Annotated in this window: 12 protein-coding genes; 7 read left to right on the forward strand and 5 right to left on the reverse strand. The window is 66.2% G+C overall.

Annotation, left to right across the window (positions count from 1 at the left end):
- The first annotated feature begins 26 nt into the window (after positions 1-26).
- The 4 genes from ABFP37_RS11160 (at position 27) to ABFP37_RS11175 (ending at position 4312) form a co-directional block, all read left to right on the forward strand.
- On the forward strand, positions 27-1100 hold the full coding sequence (locus ABFP37_RS11160) for a DUF6707 family protein (RefSeq protein WP_347033622.1): 1074 nt from the start codon (positions 27-29) through the stop codon (positions 1098-1100).
- Between the two features lie 80 nt (positions 1101-1180).
- Entirely contained in the window at positions 1181-1906 is a 726-nt protein-coding gene (locus ABFP37_RS11165; RefSeq protein ID WP_078029864.1) for a hypothetical protein, read from the forward strand.
- A gap of 33 nt (positions 1907-1939) precedes the next feature.
- Positions 1940-3226 carry a tRNA guanosine(34) transglycosylase Tgt gene (gene tgt / locus ABFP37_RS11170; RefSeq protein ID WP_078029863.1) on the forward strand — a complete coding sequence of 429 codons (1287 nt, stop codon included), beginning with the start codon at positions 1940-1942 and terminating at the stop codon, positions 3224-3226.
- 150 nt (positions 3227-3376) lie between these two features.
- Positions 3377-4312 (forward strand): type IV toxin-antitoxin system AbiEi family antitoxin domain-containing protein, encoded by a 936-nt coding sequence (locus tag ABFP37_RS11175; RefSeq protein ID WP_078029862.1) that lies wholly within the window; start codon positions 3377-3379, stop codon positions 4310-4312.
- A gap of 134 nt (positions 4313-4446) precedes the next feature.
- On the opposite strand, the gene ABFP37_RS11180 is transcribed toward ABFP37_RS11175, so the two are convergent.
- On the reverse strand, positions 4447-5157 hold the full coding sequence (locus ABFP37_RS11180; RefSeq protein ID WP_078029861.1) for a queuosine precursor transporter: 711 nt from the start codon (positions 5155-5157) through the stop codon (positions 4447-4449).
- 234 nt (positions 5158-5391) lie between these two features.
- The gene (locus ABFP37_RS11185) at positions 5392-6807 is read right to left on the reverse strand and encodes an MFS transporter (RefSeq protein ID WP_078029860.1); all 1416 of its coding nucleotides are present in this window, start codon (positions 6805-6807) and stop codon (positions 5392-5394) included.
- A gap of 142 nt (positions 6808-6949) precedes the next feature.
- On the opposite strand from ABFP37_RS11185, the gene ABFP37_RS11190 reads away from it, so the two are divergent.
- Positions 6950-7807 (forward strand): hydroxymethylpyrimidine/phosphomethylpyrimidine kinase, encoded by an 858-nt coding sequence (locus ABFP37_RS11190; RefSeq protein ID WP_347033623.1) that lies wholly within the window; start codon positions 6950-6952, stop codon positions 7805-7807.
- Positions 7808-7832: 25 nt separating this feature from the next.
- Here ABFP37_RS11190 and ABFP37_RS11195 read toward each other — a convergent pair whose 3' ends face one another.
- The 3 genes from ABFP37_RS11195 to ABFP37_RS11205 form a co-directional block, all read right to left on the reverse strand.
- Positions 7833-9113, reverse strand: a complete 1281-nt coding sequence (locus ABFP37_RS11195) for a serpin family protein (protein WP_347033624.1) — start codon at positions 9111-9113, stop codon at positions 7833-7835.
- Positions 9114-9366: 253 nt separating this feature from the next.
- Positions 9367-11115 carry a pyruvate dehydrogenase gene (locus ABFP37_RS11200; RefSeq protein WP_078029858.1) on the reverse strand — a complete coding sequence of 583 codons (1749 nt, stop codon included), beginning with the start codon at positions 11113-11115 and terminating at the stop codon, positions 9367-9369.
- A 165-nt stretch (positions 11116-11280) separates the two neighbouring features.
- Entirely contained in the window at positions 11281-12768 is a 1488-nt protein-coding gene (locus tag ABFP37_RS11205; RefSeq protein WP_078029857.1) for a helix-turn-helix transcriptional regulator, read from the reverse strand.
- A 181-nt stretch (positions 12769-12949) separates the two neighbouring features.
- On the opposite strand from ABFP37_RS11205, the gene aceA reads away from it, so the two are divergent.
- Complete coding sequence (gene aceA, locus ABFP37_RS11210) at positions 12950-14281, forward strand: isocitrate lyase (RefSeq protein ID WP_347033625.1); 1332 nt, start codon at positions 12950-12952, stop codon at positions 14279-14281.
- 213 nt (positions 14282-14494) lie between these two features.
- Positions 14495-16165, forward strand: a complete 1671-nt coding sequence (gene aceB, locus ABFP37_RS11215; RefSeq protein ID WP_347033626.1) for a malate synthase A — start codon at positions 14495-14497, stop codon at positions 16163-16165.
- The last annotated feature ends 98 nt before the right edge of the window (positions 16166-16263 follow it).

A 16263-nucleotide genomic window follows, 5' to 3' on the forward strand; every position in this document is an offset into this window, starting at 1 on the left:
ACCGCAAGAGAACTTAAGGACTCCCGATGACCCACCCACCAGCTGCCCAGAACTTCCGCGAACAGCAGGCTGGATCTCTGCAGGCGGGCGACCACCTTCTCCTGCCGGACGGCGAACGGTCCGCGGAAATTTATTCCGTGGAAATCGAAAATGACGATTTTGGCACTCCTGCGATCGTTCTCGCAACCCTCACCGGCGGCGGCATGCTGCGCGTCGCCGCCGGATCCTCGGTGCGGATTTTCGGGCCGCAGTCCGACTCTGATCAACCCGCTCCGGGCGGCTCCGCGGACGCCGTCGCCCGTGGGAACGTCGCCGGTACCAAGGCTACGGGGGAGGACAGCTCCCCCGATGAGTCCGACGCCGCCATTCCGCTTCAGTCGGTGGGGAACCCCGGTGGCGGGGCGGCCGTGCCGGCGGCGCCTGCCGCCGTCGTCGTACCTCCCATGCCTGCCACGACGCCCGCGGTGATCGGGCCCAGCGCCGAAGACCTGGCACTGATCCCGGAGCCCGCCGGGACCCCTGAATCCGTGGTGGAGGGCGTCGCCGAGGCGCATCCGGATTCCGTGGGCGTGCTGCTTCTCGCCGACAAGCTGGTGAAGGGCATCAACACGAAGTCCGGCAGCTGCCTCAAGGATCTCAGCGACCTCGCGCACGAACTGTTCATCATTCTCAAGGATCCCGACGCCGCGCTGTCCGTGGCCGACCTGCTCAACGTGCTGCCTTTCGATGGCAACCCGGGCCGCTGGGCGTCCGTGGAGGCATCCCTCGCCCTGTCCACCTACATCTGCCGGCAGACGGGGCAGAAGGACCGGGCGGCGGTCTACGAGAAGCTGCTCCGGTCCCCGGAAAACCAGGAAACGGATCCGTTCAAGGCCCGGATGCAGGCCCGGGTGCGCCAGCGGTCGCTGAATGAACCCAACCTGTACGACAAAGAGATTTTCCGGTCCATGGACAATTCCAACCATGAGGCCGAGCGCGAATGGCGCCTGCTGCGCCTCGAGTCGCTGCTGTTCCTGCGTGCGCACGGCGGGTCGCAGACCATCAGCGCCGGGGAACTGGAACGGCGGATCGCCAATGAACTGGAATCCGTCCGGGGATAGCTCATCGACCGTCCGGCGCGGGCCCAGGTGATTCCGTTTCTGCTCTAGCCCGGGCTGTGCCGAAGTTGTAGATTCAGGCCATGACGAACAATCTGAGCGTTGTGATCAACTCGGACGCGCCGCAGGTTTGGACAATGTTGCGTGAACCCTCCAAGGTCGCCCAGTGGCATGGTTGGGAGGCAGACGACCTCACGGCGGAAATCAATGAGATCTACTTCAGCAGCGCCGTGGTCGAAAGCGCGGACCACACCACGCTGACCGTCAACGGCGGTGACATCTTCACGCTGAAGCCAGTCCCCACCGGCACCGAGGTCAACGTCACCCGCGCCGCGATGGACCACAACTCCGAATGGGCTGCCTGGGACGAGGACATCACCCAGGGCTGGCTCACGTTCCTCCACCAGTTGCGGTTCGCCCTGGAACGGCATCCGCACGGCAAGCGCCGGACCTGCTTCTTTTCGGTTCCCGGAAGCGGGGGGTCGGCGATCGAAAAACTTGGCCTGAAAGACGTCCCCGCCGCGGGCGAGAATTATTCGCTCACCCTGGCCACCGGCGAGGAGATCTCGGGCAAGGTCTGGTACAAAACGAACCACCAGGTGGGGCTCACCGTGCACAGCTACGCTGAGCACGGCGAAGGCCTGCTGATCGTGGCGGACCAGCCTGTCATCCCGGATGTCAGGCCCGACGGCGGTTCGATGGTGATCCTGTCGACGTACGATCTGGGGGCCCACAGCTTGGAGACCATCCGCACCCTGTGGGACGACTGGCGCTCTGAGAACTACCCCACATCGGAACCCATCCACTGAGGCTTCACGCGGGTTAGCTGGCACACTTGAACCGTGCCAGCCAATCCTGAACCGGAACCGCCCGCCCGCCAGTCGGAATTCTCTTTCCGTGTGGGCAAGCGGCTCACCGAATCCTGCCGCCCCTCCGCCGAGCAGGTGTCCGCCAACGGTGGCGAGTTCCTCGGCAGGACCGGCACCATCGCCACGCCGCACGGCGAGATCCAGACGCCGGCCTTTATCGCCGTCGGAACCAAAGCGACAGTGAAGTCGGTGCTGCCCGAATCCATGGCGGAACTGGGGGCGCAGGCCCTGCTGGCCAACGCCTACCATCTCTACCTCCAGCCGGGTCCGGACGTCCTGGACGAGGCCGGCGGGCTGGGCGCCTTCATGAACTGGCCGGGCCCCACCTTCACGGATTCCGGCGGATTCCAGGTGATGAGCCTGGGCTCGGGCTTCAAGAAGGTCATCGACATGAAGTCCGTGGACCAGTCCGGACCCGACGACGCCGTGGCCGCGGGCAAGGAGCGACTGGCCCACGTGGACAACGACGGCGTGTGGTTCAAGAGCCACCTCAACGGGGACCGGCACCGATTCTCCCCCGAGATCTCCATGCAGGTCCAGCACCAGATCGGCGCGGACATCATGTTCGCCTTCGACGAGCTCACGACGCTGCAGAACTCGCGCGGCTACCAGGAAGAGTCGCTGGAGCGCACCCGGCTGTGGGCCCTCCGCTGCCTCGACGAGCACTTCCGCCTGACGTCGGAGCGCGCGGGCAAGCCCTACCAGGCGCTGTTCGGCGTGATCCAGGGCGCGCAGTACGAGGACCTGCGGCGGAAGGCCTGCCGGGATCTTGGCGCCATGGCCTTTGACGGGTACGGGATCGGCGGGGCCCTGGAGAAGGAAAACCTCGGCACGATCGTGCGCTGGTGCAACGAGGAACTCCCGGAGAACAAGCCGCGGCACCTGCTGGGCATTTCCGAACCGGACGACATCTTCACGGCGATCGAAAACGGCGCGGACACCTTCGACTGCGTCTCGCCCACCCGCGTGGCCCGGAACTCCGCGTTCTACACCCCCACCGGCCGGTACAACCTGTCCGGCGCGAAGTACAAGCGCGACTTCGGCCCGCTCCAGGAAGGCTGCGACTGCTACGCCTGCCTCAACTACTCCCGCGCCTACATCCACCACCTGTTCAAGGCCAAGGAGATGCTCTCCGCCACGCTCATCTCCATCCACAACGAGCGTTTCGTGGTGAAGATGGTGGACGACGCCCGGCTGGCCATCGAATCCGGGGACTTCTTCGAGTTCAAGGCGGAGACCCTGGCGCGGTACTACTCCTAGCGGGGGCCCGGTCCGTCCCCGCCGTTACGACGGTTCCCTGCGCACCAGACGTACGGCCGCGTCGAGCGCAGCGGGGAACCGTCTAGCCGGATTTCCACATAGCCAACTTGGGGTCTGGAACCCGTTCCGTTCAAGGCCAACGCTGGAACCATGACCGAACCGAATCTTCAGCTTCCCGCCGGCAGGATGTGGCGCACCCAGGAACTGCTCAGCGCCGGTGTCCAGCACCGCGCCATCACCCGTTTGGTGCAGAGCGGTGACTTGGCGCGTCCCCGCCGCGGTTGCTATGTCCGCGGCAGCTGGTGGAACGGACTGAAACCGGTTACGCGCAGCCGGTATCTGGTCCACGCCCACGCGCACGGGACGCTTACGACGTCGCCCGGCGGCTTTGTCTACAGCCACACCTCGGGTGCCCGGTTGCGCCGGCTGCACCTGTGGAACGTCGATGACCGGATCCACCTGACCCAGGCGACGTGCCCGTCCGGAATTTCGCACGGCGCCGGCGTCGTTGCCCATACCCGGGCCTTGGGTCGGGGCGACGTGAGCTTCGTGGATGGGCTCCCCTGCACGTCCCTCGAGCGGACGGTGGTGGACTGCTGCCTGATGTTCAACCTGCGGCAGTCCCTCATCCTTGTGGACCACGCCTGTCGCCTTGGCGCGGACCTCGAGGTCCTGCGGGCCCGCTGCGCCGAGCTGGCCGGGCGCAATGGTGTCGTCGCGCTGCGCAGGGCCGTCGAACTGGCGGATCCGCGTTCCGAGTCGCCCGGGGAATCCTTGACCAGGGAACTGTTGCACAGGCTCAGGATCGAGATGCCCGAGCCCCAGTACGTGGTGCGCACGCCGCTCGGCGAGCACCGCTTCGACTTCGCCTGGCCCAGGAAGAAAGTCGCGCTCGAATTCGACGGCAAGGTCAAGTATTTCGACTACCAGCCCACCGGCGAGGTCCTGTTTGCCGAACGCCGGCGCGAGAAGGCACTCATGGAGCAGGGCTGGATCTTCCTTCGCGTCGAATGGAAGGACCTGTTCAGCGAGGCGGAATTCAAGTACCGGGTGCTCCGGGCGCTCGGCAGGGGTCCGGCCGCGTGACTCTCATCGTCCCGGCACTCCCGCCGTTTCGACGGTTCCCTGCCGGTTCGACGTCCCGCAGCGTCGAGCGGGGCGGGAACCGTCGAAGCGGCAGCGGCCGGCGGCCTGAAAACGTACGACGGCGGGCGGCCGGGCTACGCTGTCTGGCTCAGTGCGCCGTAGCTCGGTTCCCGCCTCTTGACCCAGCCGATGACCAGCGCCGTCACGGGCACGAAGAGGAACTCCACCAGGGTCTTGTAGAGGAATCCCGCCACCACGTAGTTCACAAACATGCCAAAGTCGGCGATGCCGATGACGGACGCGGCAATGCTGCAGAAGATCAGCGTGTCCACGAACTCGCCGGCCACGGAGGAACCCATGATGCGGGCCCAGAGCGACCTCTCGCCGGTCCGCGCCTTCATCCTCACCAGGATCCAGGAATTGATGGTCTGACCGGCCAGGAACGCCAGCATGGAGGCCAGCACGATCTGCGGCACCGGGCCGAGCGCACCCTCCAGGGCTGCCTGCTTGGAGGCGCCGAACTCGTCGTCGAACCCCGGCAGCGCGATGATGATCCAATAGCAGACCGACGCGAACACCGAGAGCGCGAACGTGGTGATGATGGCCTTGCGCGCCACCTTGAAGCCGTACACCTCGCTGATGACGTCACCCAGGATGTAGGCCAGCGGGAACAGGAAGAAGCCGCCGTCGGTCACGATCGGGCCCAGCACCACGCCCTTGGAGGCGCCGATGTTGGAAAGGATCAGCACCACGGCCATGACGGCGAGCATGATGCCGAAGTACGGCGAGCCGATGGAGGCAAACCTGGGCGGAGCTGCGGAAGCGAAAGTCTTGGCGGAAGTCATGGTGTTCCATTCATAGTGGTTCGCTCGGTGACCCGCGCCCTGCCAGGGGAACGCGCGGTCAGCCGGCTGTATTAGCACTGGATGGTCCGCTGCCGAATGGCCGCCGGAACCGCGGTCCATTCTCTCACCCCGGCCAGCCACCCGCCGTCGTACCCGCCCGTTTCGACGGTTCCGTCCACACTCGACGCTGCGGGGCGTCGTGTGTGCATGGAACCGTCGAAACGGCGCGCGGACCTAGCGGCGCGAGGCGTCGATGAGGTCCTCGTCGTCGTCCCTGCGGCCGGCGTCCGTGCCGCCTGCGGCACCAGCTGCCGGCGACCAGGCGTCGCCCTGCTCGCGGTCCAGGTGCGTGGCCTTCTTGTTCTTCAGCGCGAAGATGTAGACCAGGAGCGAGATCGCAATGGCCACGGTGACGTAGGTGAAGAACAGGTCCACGCGCTCGGCCTTCTGGAACGCGGCACCCAGCAGCGGAACGGTGCCGCCGAACAGTGAGTTGGCGACGGCATAGCCGAGTCCGACGCCGAGCGCGCGGATGGAGGCCGGGAACAGTTCGGCCTTCACGAGGGCGTTGATCGAGGTGTAGCCGCCCACAATCAGCAGGCCGCCCATCATCAGCAGGAAGGCGGTGAACGGATCCTTGGTCCCGGCGAGGGTGGAGAGCAGCGGCCAGGTGAAGAGCACCCCGGTGATGCCGAACCACAGGAGCAGCGGCTTGCGGCCCACCTTGTCCGAAATGATCCCGTAGACGGGCTGGAGCAGCATGAAGATGAAGAGGGCCCAGAAGTTGATCACCGATGTGTCGGTCTTGTCGATCCCGGACGTATCGTTCATGAACTTCAGGATGAAGTTGGTGTACGTGTAGAACGCCACGGTGCCGCCCAGGGTGACACCGATGCAGATGAGCAGCGGCTTCCAGTACTGGGTGAACAGGAGCTTCATGGTGCCCGGCTGGGCAACGCCGGCCACGGCCGGAACCTTGGCCGCCTCGACCTGCTCCGCGGACACGGTCTCTTCCATCGAGCGCCGGAGCCACAGGACCACGAGTGCGGCCACGCCGCCGATCGCGAACGGAATGCGCCAACCCCACTCGGTCAGGTCACCCTTGGAGATGGCGTTCTGCAGGACCACGAGGACGAGCAGGGCCAGCATCTGGCCGCCGATCAGGGTGACGTACTGGAAGCTGGAGAAGAACCCGCGACGCTTCGATGTGGCCGCCTCGGACATGTACGTGGCGCTGGTGCCGTATTCGCCGCCGACCGAGAAGCCCTGGATCAGGCGCACGAGGATGAGCAGGAGCAGCGCCCAGACACCGATCTGCTGGGTGGTCGGAAGGATCGCGATGGCGAAGGATCCGGCGGACATCAGGGTCACGCTCAGCGTGAGCGCGGCCTTCCGTCCCTTGCGGTCGGCATAGCGGCCGAAGAACCAGGCGCCGATCGGGCGCATCAGGAACGACGTCGAGAAGACGGCCATCGCCTCAAGGCCGGCCTGCAGCTCGTCCTTGGAATTGAAGAAGTGCGACTGGAAATAGGCCGCGAAGACTGTGTAGACGTAGAGGTCGTACCACTCCACGAGGTTGCCGGCGGAGCCTTTGAGAATATTGCTCACCGCTCGCCGGGTCTGGGCTGCTTCGGACAGTTGGGTGCTCATCAGTGAACCTTCCTCGATTCGGCGCCGCAAGCAAGCAACGCCGTCCGCCACCCTAGTGCCTGTGATCGGGACCACCCGGGTTTTGGTCATACTGTTCATGGGCACAATGCGGGACGTTCGCGCCCGGTGGCAGGATGGGACCATGACCACTGCTGAAGCTACTGTGACCCCTGGCCGGACCACTCCCGCCGTCGCCCTGACGATTGCCGGCTCCGAGGCGACCGGCGGCGCCGGTGCACAGGCGGACCTCAAGACGTTCCACGAGCTCGGCGTCTTCGGCATCGCCAACCTGACGTGCATCGTGTCGTTCGATCCCTCGGACAGCTGGAACCACCGCTTCGTGCCGGTGGACCAGCAGGTCATTGCGCACCAGTTGGAAGCGACGACGGCGGCCTACGGTGCCGCTTCGGGCGCGCCTTCCATGCTGGACACCGTGAAGATCGGCATGCTGGGCAGCCCTGCCACGATCGACACCGTTGCCTCCGCGCTGGCCGGCGGCGGGTTCACCAACGTGGTGCTGGACCCCGTGCTGATCTGCAAGGGCCAGGAGCCCGGGCACGCGCTGGACACGGACCAGGCCCTCAAGGCGCAGATCCTGCCACTGGCCACGTTTGTCACGCCGAACCACTTCGAAGCCGAGTCCCTCTCGGGGCTGGAGATCACGGATGTCGAATCGCTCAAGGCCGCGGCCGTGCGGATCCATGAGCTCAGCGGCGCCGCCGTGCTGGCCAAGGGCGGCGTGCGGCTGACCGGACCCGACGCCGTCGACGTCTTTTACGACGGCGAGACCCTCGAAGTCCTCTCCGCGCCGAAGGTGGGCGAGGTGGCCGTCTCAGGCGCCGGCTGTTCGCTGGCCGCCGCGGTGACGGCCGAACTGGCCAAGGGCGCCACTCCCCTCGAGGCGGCCCGGACCGCCAAGTCCTTTGTCACGGCCGGCATCACCAACCGCGTGGCATCGGGGGCCCCGTTCGACGCGCTGTGGCAGGGCGGGCCGCGGTAACTACGCGGCCGCAGGCTCACCCGAGTCAGGAACGGGGATCGGCCACCGTCCCCATGAACAGCGGGAGGCCCGTCTCGATGTGGATGATCTCGTAGTGGAACGGCCTGTCGAACTCGATGGTCCGGTCCGGCTGCGGCGGTGCGCTCGTGACCATGCCGTTGATCTGGGTGACGGCGGCTGCCACCGTGCCCTTCTCCGCGACGGTGATGTTGGCGGCCTGCGCGGCCTGGGTGACCATCATTTGGGGCTGGATGGCGTCGAAGTCGGTGGTGGTGCTGAGGGTCTTCATGAGTCCCAAGGGACCCAGGACTTTGCGGAGGTCGAAGCTGCACTTGTGGTCCCATCGCGGCAGCTGGATCTGGACTGTCTGCTGCCGGGCGGAATCCATGGCCCGTGCGATCTGAGCCAACATTCCCGCGCTTAACAACGTCCCCGCGGCCTTGCCCTCGGCCGTGCCGGCGGCGGGGCCGGGCAGGACCAGCCGCATCAGGAAGCCGTCGGCATAGGGAAGGTCCACGCCCCGCCAGCCCTGCCCTTCCGCGTACTTCATCGGCAGCAGGTTGTGCATGGCGGGAGCGGTGATCTCCTTGCCCTCGGCCGTGGTGAACGGCAGGTCGGACGTGTTGCCGGGATCGAACGGGACATTCCATGCGGCGGCGAAGTACAGCGCGCTGAGGAGGCTGAAGGTGTTCCGGTGGTCGTACTCCGCGGGAGCTTTCTTGATCCGGCCGCCGGTGTTCTTATCCACCCACGCGTCGATGGCAGGTTTGGTGGCCGCCTCGTCACTGAAGTCCACCGGATACACTCCTGTGCCGTAGTGCCGTGCCAGCGTGTCCAGGTAGGCCGCACCGGTAGTGACGCCCTTGTCCACAAACAGGCCGTTGGCCGGGTGCATGACCGGCTTCCGGGGCGGGTTCGCCTCGTCAACGGAGCCGGGGTCGCCGTCGAACTTTTCCAGGGAAGCCAGCAGCGCGTTCATGGCTTCGTCCCGGTCTTTGGCAGGAAGCTTCAGGACGGCGTCCATCTCGGCAGCTGTCTCCCCCGACGCGCCGGCGCGCAGCATGGCCAGTGCAATCAGCAGGCTGCCCGGTGACGCTACCACGTTGCCGTTGGCGCCGTCGCCGCCGTCAGCAAGCAGCGCCTCCCCGAGCGTCAGGGCTGAGTCGCGGAGGGACCGCAGCTCCGCGCCGTAACCGGCGACTTGCACCGAAACCCGTTCGACGCCGTCGGCCTTCAGGAGTCCGGGTTGCGGCGCCGAGCATGCCGTCAACGCAACCACGGCAGTTGCCGCCATCAATTTAGCCACTCGATTCCTCTTCATTGCCGCCCCTCAGACAAACCGCGGATGACCGCCTATCCACAGTCAACCAGCAGGGTCTGACAGTATCGATGCCTGTGCGGTCACGGTTTGTTGTCGTTTCGGTCTCACGTCCCGACGCCCGCTGACCGTTCGCAACGTTTTCGCTAACGCCCGCTGGCTTCCTGCACGTTCCGGTCCACGCTCTGTCAGGTGCTGGGCGCCGGCGGGTTCCAGTGGCGCCCCGGAAGCGGGAGTTCGATCAGCGCCGGGGGATGTTGCGCAGGTTGCTCCGGGCCATGCTGACGGCCTCGCCGGCGCCACGGTTCAAAACCACCTTGGACATGGCGGTGGCGAAGCCGAGGACCTGCGCACCCTTGATCTTCGGCGGAATCGAGAGCGCCTTGGGATCCGTGACGAGTTCCACCAGCGACGGTCCGGGGTGGGCGAACGCCTCGCGGTAGGCCTCCTCTATCCGGGTGGGATCCGTGACGCGGACCGAATGGAAGCCGAGAGCCTGGGCAACGGCCGCATAGTTCGCGTCGGGCACATCGACGCCGAAGTCGGGCAGCCCGTCCACCAGCATCTCAAGCTTGACCATGCCCAGGGTGGAGTTGTTGAACACCACCACGTTTACCGGCAGCCGGTAGGCGGCGACCGTGATGAGCTCGCCAAGCAGCATGGACAGCCCGCCGTCGCCCGAGACCGAAACCACCTGGCGTCCGGGATAGGCCAGTTGCGCGCCGATCGCGTGCGGCAGGGCATTGGCCATGGAACCGTGCAGGAAGGATCCGATCAGCCGGCGGGTGCCCAGCGGATTGATGTACCGCGCAGTCCAGACGTTGCACATGCCGGTGTCGGCCGTGAAGATGGCATCCTCCGCGGCCACCTGGTCCAGCAGGGAGGCGGCGTATTCCGGGTGGATTGGCTGCTTCTTTTCCACTTTGCGGGTGTAGGCGCCCACGGCTTTGTTCATGAGCCGGTCATGCTTCTTGAGCATCTGGTCGAGGAAGCGGCGGCTCTTCTTCGCAGTCAGCAAGGGCATCAGCGCCGAGAGCGTCGGCAGCACGTCGCCATGGACGGCGATGTCGACGTCGGTCCGCCTCCCCAGCCTGTGGGCGGCGCGGTCCACCTGGGCGGTGCGCGTGCCCGGCAGGAACTGGTCGTAGGGAAAATCGGTGCCGAGCAGGATCAGCAGGTCCGCGTCTTCGATCCCCTCGGCGGCGGCACCGTAGCCCAGTAGCCCGGTCATCCCGATGTCGTACGGGTTGTCGTACTGCATGAAGTCTTTGCCGCGGAGCGAGTGGCCGATCGGTGCCCGGACCAGCTCTGCGAGGGCGATCACCTCGTCGTGGGCGCCCTGCACGCCGGCGCCTGCGAAGATGGCTACTTTCTCCGCCGCGTTGATCGCATCGGCCAGCTTCTGGACGCTCTCCGGCGCCGGCACCAGGGTTGCGGGCACGAACGCCGCGGGAACCGGCGTTTCAGCCGTGGCGTCCAACCCGGCGATGTCACCCGGAAGGGTGACGACGGCGACTCCCCCGAGTCCGACGGCGTGCTGGATGGCGCTGTGCACCACGCGGGGCGCCTGTTCCGCAGTGCTGACCAGTTCGGAGTACACCGAGCATTCGTTGAAGATCCGGTCCGGGTGGGTTTCCTGGAAGAAGCCGCTGCCGATCTGCTTGCTGGGAATGTGCGATGCAATGGCCAATACAGGCGCCCCGGAGCGGTTCGCGTCGTAGAGCCCGTTGATCAGGTGCAGGTTCCCGGGGCCGCAGGAACCCGCGCAGACTGCAAGCTTGCCTGTCAGCTGGGCTTCAGCGGCGGCGGCAAAGGCTGCCGCCTCCTCGTGCCGGACATGGATCCAGTCAATGCCGCCTTGTTGGGAGCCGCCCGTCTTGCGGACGGCGTCGACGATCGGGTTGAGGCTGTCCCCCACGATCCCGTAAATGCGCTGCACTCCGGCAGCCTGCAGTTGTTCGACGAGCTGGGTTGCAAGTTCCTTGGCCATGAGTGAACGCTCCCGCGATCGGCTTGATGTGCTGACAGGGCCAATATAGTCCGCCCACCTTGAGGCGCTTCCCAGGTTGCCGGTCCGGCCGTGTGCGTCCGCGCAGGATCCGCGGGGGAAGTCAGGGAGCCGCGCAGGGAGCCGCCCGTCAGCGCACCGGCCCCCTCAGCTCCCCGAGTGCGCCTGAAGGAACGTGTACACCTCGGTCTCGTCCACACCGGGGAAAGCGCCCGGGGGCATGGCGGCCAGCAGGTGCGAGTGCGCCCGCGCCGACGGCCAGGCATTGCCGGCCCACTCCGACGTCAGCGAGGCCGGCGGGCGGCGGCAGCAGTTCTCGTCCGGGCACGTGGACTTGGACCGCTCGGTGGTTTCCCTGCCGCGGAACCACTTCACCTGCGCATAGGGCACGCCGACGGAGAGCGAGAATTCGCCATTCGCGGAGCGTTCGGTCCGCGCGGTGCACCAATAGGTCCCCGACGGGGTGTCCGTGTACTGGCTGTAGGCGCTGAACTTGTCCGGCACGTCGAACACCACCCGCGACGTCCAGTTCTTGCACGACGGCTGGCCCTCAATGGCTCCGGTGTGATCCTGCGGGAACGTCACGCCGTCGTTCTCGTAGGCCTTGTAGATGATGCCGCTCTTGTGGGTTTTCTGGAAGTGCGTGCGGATGTCCAGGTGCTGGGTGGCGAGGTTCGTGAACCGGTGCGCCGCGGTCTCATAGGACACGGCGAAGGCATCCCGGATGTCCTCCACGGCGATTTCCTTGGCCTGCTTGGCCTTCTGCAGGAACTCCACGGTGGCCTGCTCCGGCAGCATCAGCGCCGCGGCGAAGTAGTTCGTGGCCACTCGCTGCATCAGGAAATCTCCGTAGTTGGACGGCGTCTGGTGGCCCAGGACGTAGTGTCCCAGGGCCTGCAGCAGCACCGAACGGGGGTCGTGATCGGTGCGCTGGTTCTGCGTGAGATAAATTCGGCGGTTCTTAAGATCCGTCACGGAGCGGGTCGAATGCGGCAGATCGCCCACGTGGTGCAGGCTGAACCCGAGGTGCCCGGCGATGTCAGCGATGACGTGGTGGGACAGCGGACCGCTGGTGTGCCCCACCGAAGCCAGGACCTTCTGCGCCTCCGCCTCGTACTCCGGAAAATAGTTGTTCCGCTCGCGCATCATGGCACGCAGCGCACCGTTGGCACGGCGGGCCTCTTCCGGCGTCGCCGTCTGCTCGTTGAGCCTGCGCTCCAGCTCATGCTGCAGGCCCACCATGGACTCCAGCACATCCATCGGAAGCCGCGAGCTGATGCGGATTTTCGGCAGGTTCAGCGAGCCGTAGAGGGGGCTGCGCTGATACCGTTCCAGCTCGATCTCCAGCGCCGCGCGGCGGTTGGGCGGCTCCGCCCCGAGCAGCTGGTCGATGCTGACACCCAGGGCAACCGCCAACTGCTGCAGCAACCCCAGTTTGGGCTCACGCTTGCCGTTCTCGATCAGGCTCAGCTGGCTCGGCGCGGTGCCGACGGCGGCACTCAGGTCATCGAGGGTCATGGCCGCCGCTTTGCGCAGGTGGCGTACGCGGCGGCCCAGGCTGATGACGTCCAGTTCGGGGGCGGCAGGGGACGACGGCGGGGTGGCGGCTTTGCGGTTCCAGCTCGTAGGCGACATTTATTGAGCATACGCGAAGAAACGCATTTCTTTCCATGGTTTTCATCTAGTAACTCTCTTGAAAGTGCCGAAAAGTAGATCTCACGGAAAGAAACACCGCACCGGTCCAGCCGGCCCCGAACTGCAAAGGCGCAGGAAAGGGCCGGCCTGGACAATCCGGAGCACAAACAAGGAGACAAAGATGACTGCAGCATTTGAGCCCACCCAGCAGACGCCCGAGCAGCAGGCCGCCGCACTGGAGCTCGAGTGGGCCGCCAACCCCCGCTGGGAAGGTGTGACCCGTGACTACAAGGCTTCGGACGTCGTCCGACTCCGCGGCCGCGTCTCCGAAGAACACACGCTGGCCCGCCGCGGCTCCGAGAAGCTGTGGAAGCAGCTCACCGAAGAGCACAAGACCGGCGGGTATACCAACGCTCTCGGAGCCCTCACCGGCAACCAGGCCGTGCAGCAGGTCAAGGCCGGCCTCCGCGCCATCTACCTGTCCGGCTGGCAGGTGGCCGCCGACGCCAACAACTCCGGCCACACTTACCCGGACCAGTCGCTGTACCCGGCCAACTCCGTTCCCACGGTGGTCCGCCGCATCAACAACGCCCTCCTCCGCGCGGACCAGATCGAATTCTCCGAGGGCATCCAGACTGTCGAGGACTGGATGGTCCCGATCGTCGCTGACGCCGAAGCCGGGTTCGGCGGACCGCTGAACGCCTACGAACTCATGAAATCCATGATCCAGGCCGGCGCCTCAGGCGTTCATTGGGAGGACCAGCTCGCTTCGGAGAAGAAGTGCGGCCACCTCGGCGGCAAGGTGCTGATCCCCACCCAGCAGCACGTCCGCACCCTGAACGCGGCCCGCCTGGCCGCGGACGTCGCCGGCACCCCGTCGGTGGTCATCGCCCGGACCGACGCCGAGGCGGCAACCCTGATCACCTCCGACGTCGACGAGCGCGACCAGGAATTCATCCTCCGCGAAGGCGGGCAGCCGGTCCGCACCGCGGAGGGCTTCTACAAGGTCCGCAACGGCATCGAACCCTGCATTGCCCGCGCCAAGGCCTACGCCCCGTACTCCGACCTCATCTGGATGGAGACGGGCACCCCGGACCTGGAGCTGGCCCGCCAGTTCGCCGAGTCCGTCAAGGCCGAGTTCCCGGACCAGATGCTCTCCTACAACTGCTCGCCGTCGTTCAACTGGCGCAAGCACCTGGACGACGCCACCATCGCCAAATTCCAGCGTGAACTCGGCGCCATGGGCTTCACGTTCCAGTTCATCACCCTGGCCGGCTTCCACGCCCTGAACTACTCGATGTTCGACCTCGCCCACGGCTACGCCCGTGAAGGCATGAGCGCCTACGTCGAGCTCCAGGAAAAGGAATTCGCGTCCGAATCCCGCGGCTACACCGCGACCAAGCACCAGCGCGAAGTCGGCACCGGCTACTTCGACGACATCGCCACTGCGCTCAACCCGAACGCATCCACCCTGGCCCTGGTGGGATCCACCGAAGAAGGCCAGTTCCACTAGCACTCGTTCGACGGCGGGACTTGCCTGCGGCCTTCGGTCCGGCATTGCTCTGCCTGCTATTCCCCATGCCCGGGTCCGACCTCGCTGAGCGAGGACGGACCCGGGCACAGGGCCCCTTTTACGCAGGCTGCCGCAACGCCGACACCTTCGGCCTGGTGAGGACCGCACCTGAGTGCGTGTCGCCGTCGTTCTTCCTATTTAGGAGCAATTGAAATGAACAGCTTCACCGACAACTTCACTATCAACGGGATCACGTTGACCGCCCAGCCCATTTGCCGGCAGAGCGAGGTACTGACGCCGGATGCGCTGGCGTTTGTGGCCAAGCTGCACAACGCCACGGCCGGGCGGCGCGAGGAGCTGCTGCGGGCCCGCCGGGCGCGGCGTGAGCAGATCGCTGCCGGCCAGGACCCGCGGTTCCTCCGCGAAACAGAGTCCGTCCGCAACGATCCCAATTGGCGGGTCGCTCCGCCGGCACCGGGGCTGGAGGACCGCCGCGTGGAAATCACCGGGCCCGTGGACAAGAAGATGACCATCAACGCGCTGAACTCCGGCGCCAAGGTGTGGCTCGCGGACATGGAAGACTCCTCCACGCCGTCCTGGCGCAACGTCATCCAGGGCCAGCTCAACCTCACGGACGCGCTGGAACGCCGGATCGACTTCACGTCCCCGGAGGGCAAGGAGTACAAGCTCCGCCCGGCCGAGGACCTGCCCACCATCGTGGTCCGTCCGCGCGGCTGGCACCTGCCCGAGAAGCACATGCTCGTCAACGGCACGCCCGTGGCCGGCGGGATCGTGGACTTCGGCCTGTACTTCTTCCACAACGCCCGCCGCCTGCTGGCCCAGGGCAAGGGCCCCTACTTCTACCTGCCGAAGATCGAAAACCACCTTGAGGCCCGGCTCTGGAACGACATCTTCATCCTGGCCCAGGACCTGCTCGGCATCCCGCAGGGCACCATCCGCGCCACCGTGCTGATCGAAACCATCACGGCAGCCTTCGAAATGGAGGAGATCCTGTACGAACTGCGGGACCACGCCTCCGGACTGAACGCCGGCCGGTGGGACTACATCTTCTCCCTCATCAAGAACTTCCGGACCCGCGGCCCCCGGTTCGTCCTGCCGGACCGCGGCCAGGTGACCATGACCCAGCCGTTCATGCGGGCCTACACCGAGCAACTGGTGCGCGCCTGCCACAAGCGCGGCTCCATGGCGATCGGCGGAATGGCCGCGGCCGTTCCCAACCGCAAGGACGAGGCCGCCAACGCCGATGCCTTCAAGAAGGTCCGCGCGGACAAGACCCGCGAGGCCGCCGACGGCTTCGACGGCTCCTGGGTGGCCCACCCCGACCTGGTTCCCGTCTGCCGCGACGTGTTCGACGCCGTGCTCGGCGACCGGCCCAACCAGCTGGACCGCCTCCGCGAGGACGTCACCCCGGACGACCGCGCGCTCATCGACGTGGCCGCAACCCAGGGCACCATCACGGAGCAGGGCATCAGGAACAACATCGAGGTGGGCATCCGCTACATCGAATCCTGGCTGCGCGGCAACGGCGCCGTGGCCATCCACAACCTGATGGAGGACGCCGCCACCGCGGAGATCTCCCGCTCGCAGATCTGGCAGTGGATCTACTCCCGCGCCATCACCGACCACGGCGAAATCATCACCCGCGAATGGGTCGAGGACATGCTGGACGAGGAGTTCGCCGGGCTGGAACGCTTCGACGGCGACCGCTTCAACGACGCCCGCGACATCTTCGAGGAGGTCACGCTGACCGACAAGTTCCCCAGCTTCCTCACCGTTCCGGCCTACGCCCGCTACCTGCACGAAGCCCGCGAAGGCGCGGACGCCACGGCCGAGGCGATCGAGGACGAACTGGCCGCCGCCTAGATTTCCGTCCGCCGGGCTGCCACGCCTTCGCAACAGCACCCCCGAAATCCGGGGAGGCAGCCCGGCAACGGAACCCATGTTCAGAGCGCGAACCGGCA

It is taken from the genome of Burkholderia sp. RS01 (assembly GCF_039748055.1).
Taxonomy (GTDB): Bacteria; Actinomycetota; Actinomycetes; order Actinomycetales; family Micrococcaceae; genus Arthrobacter.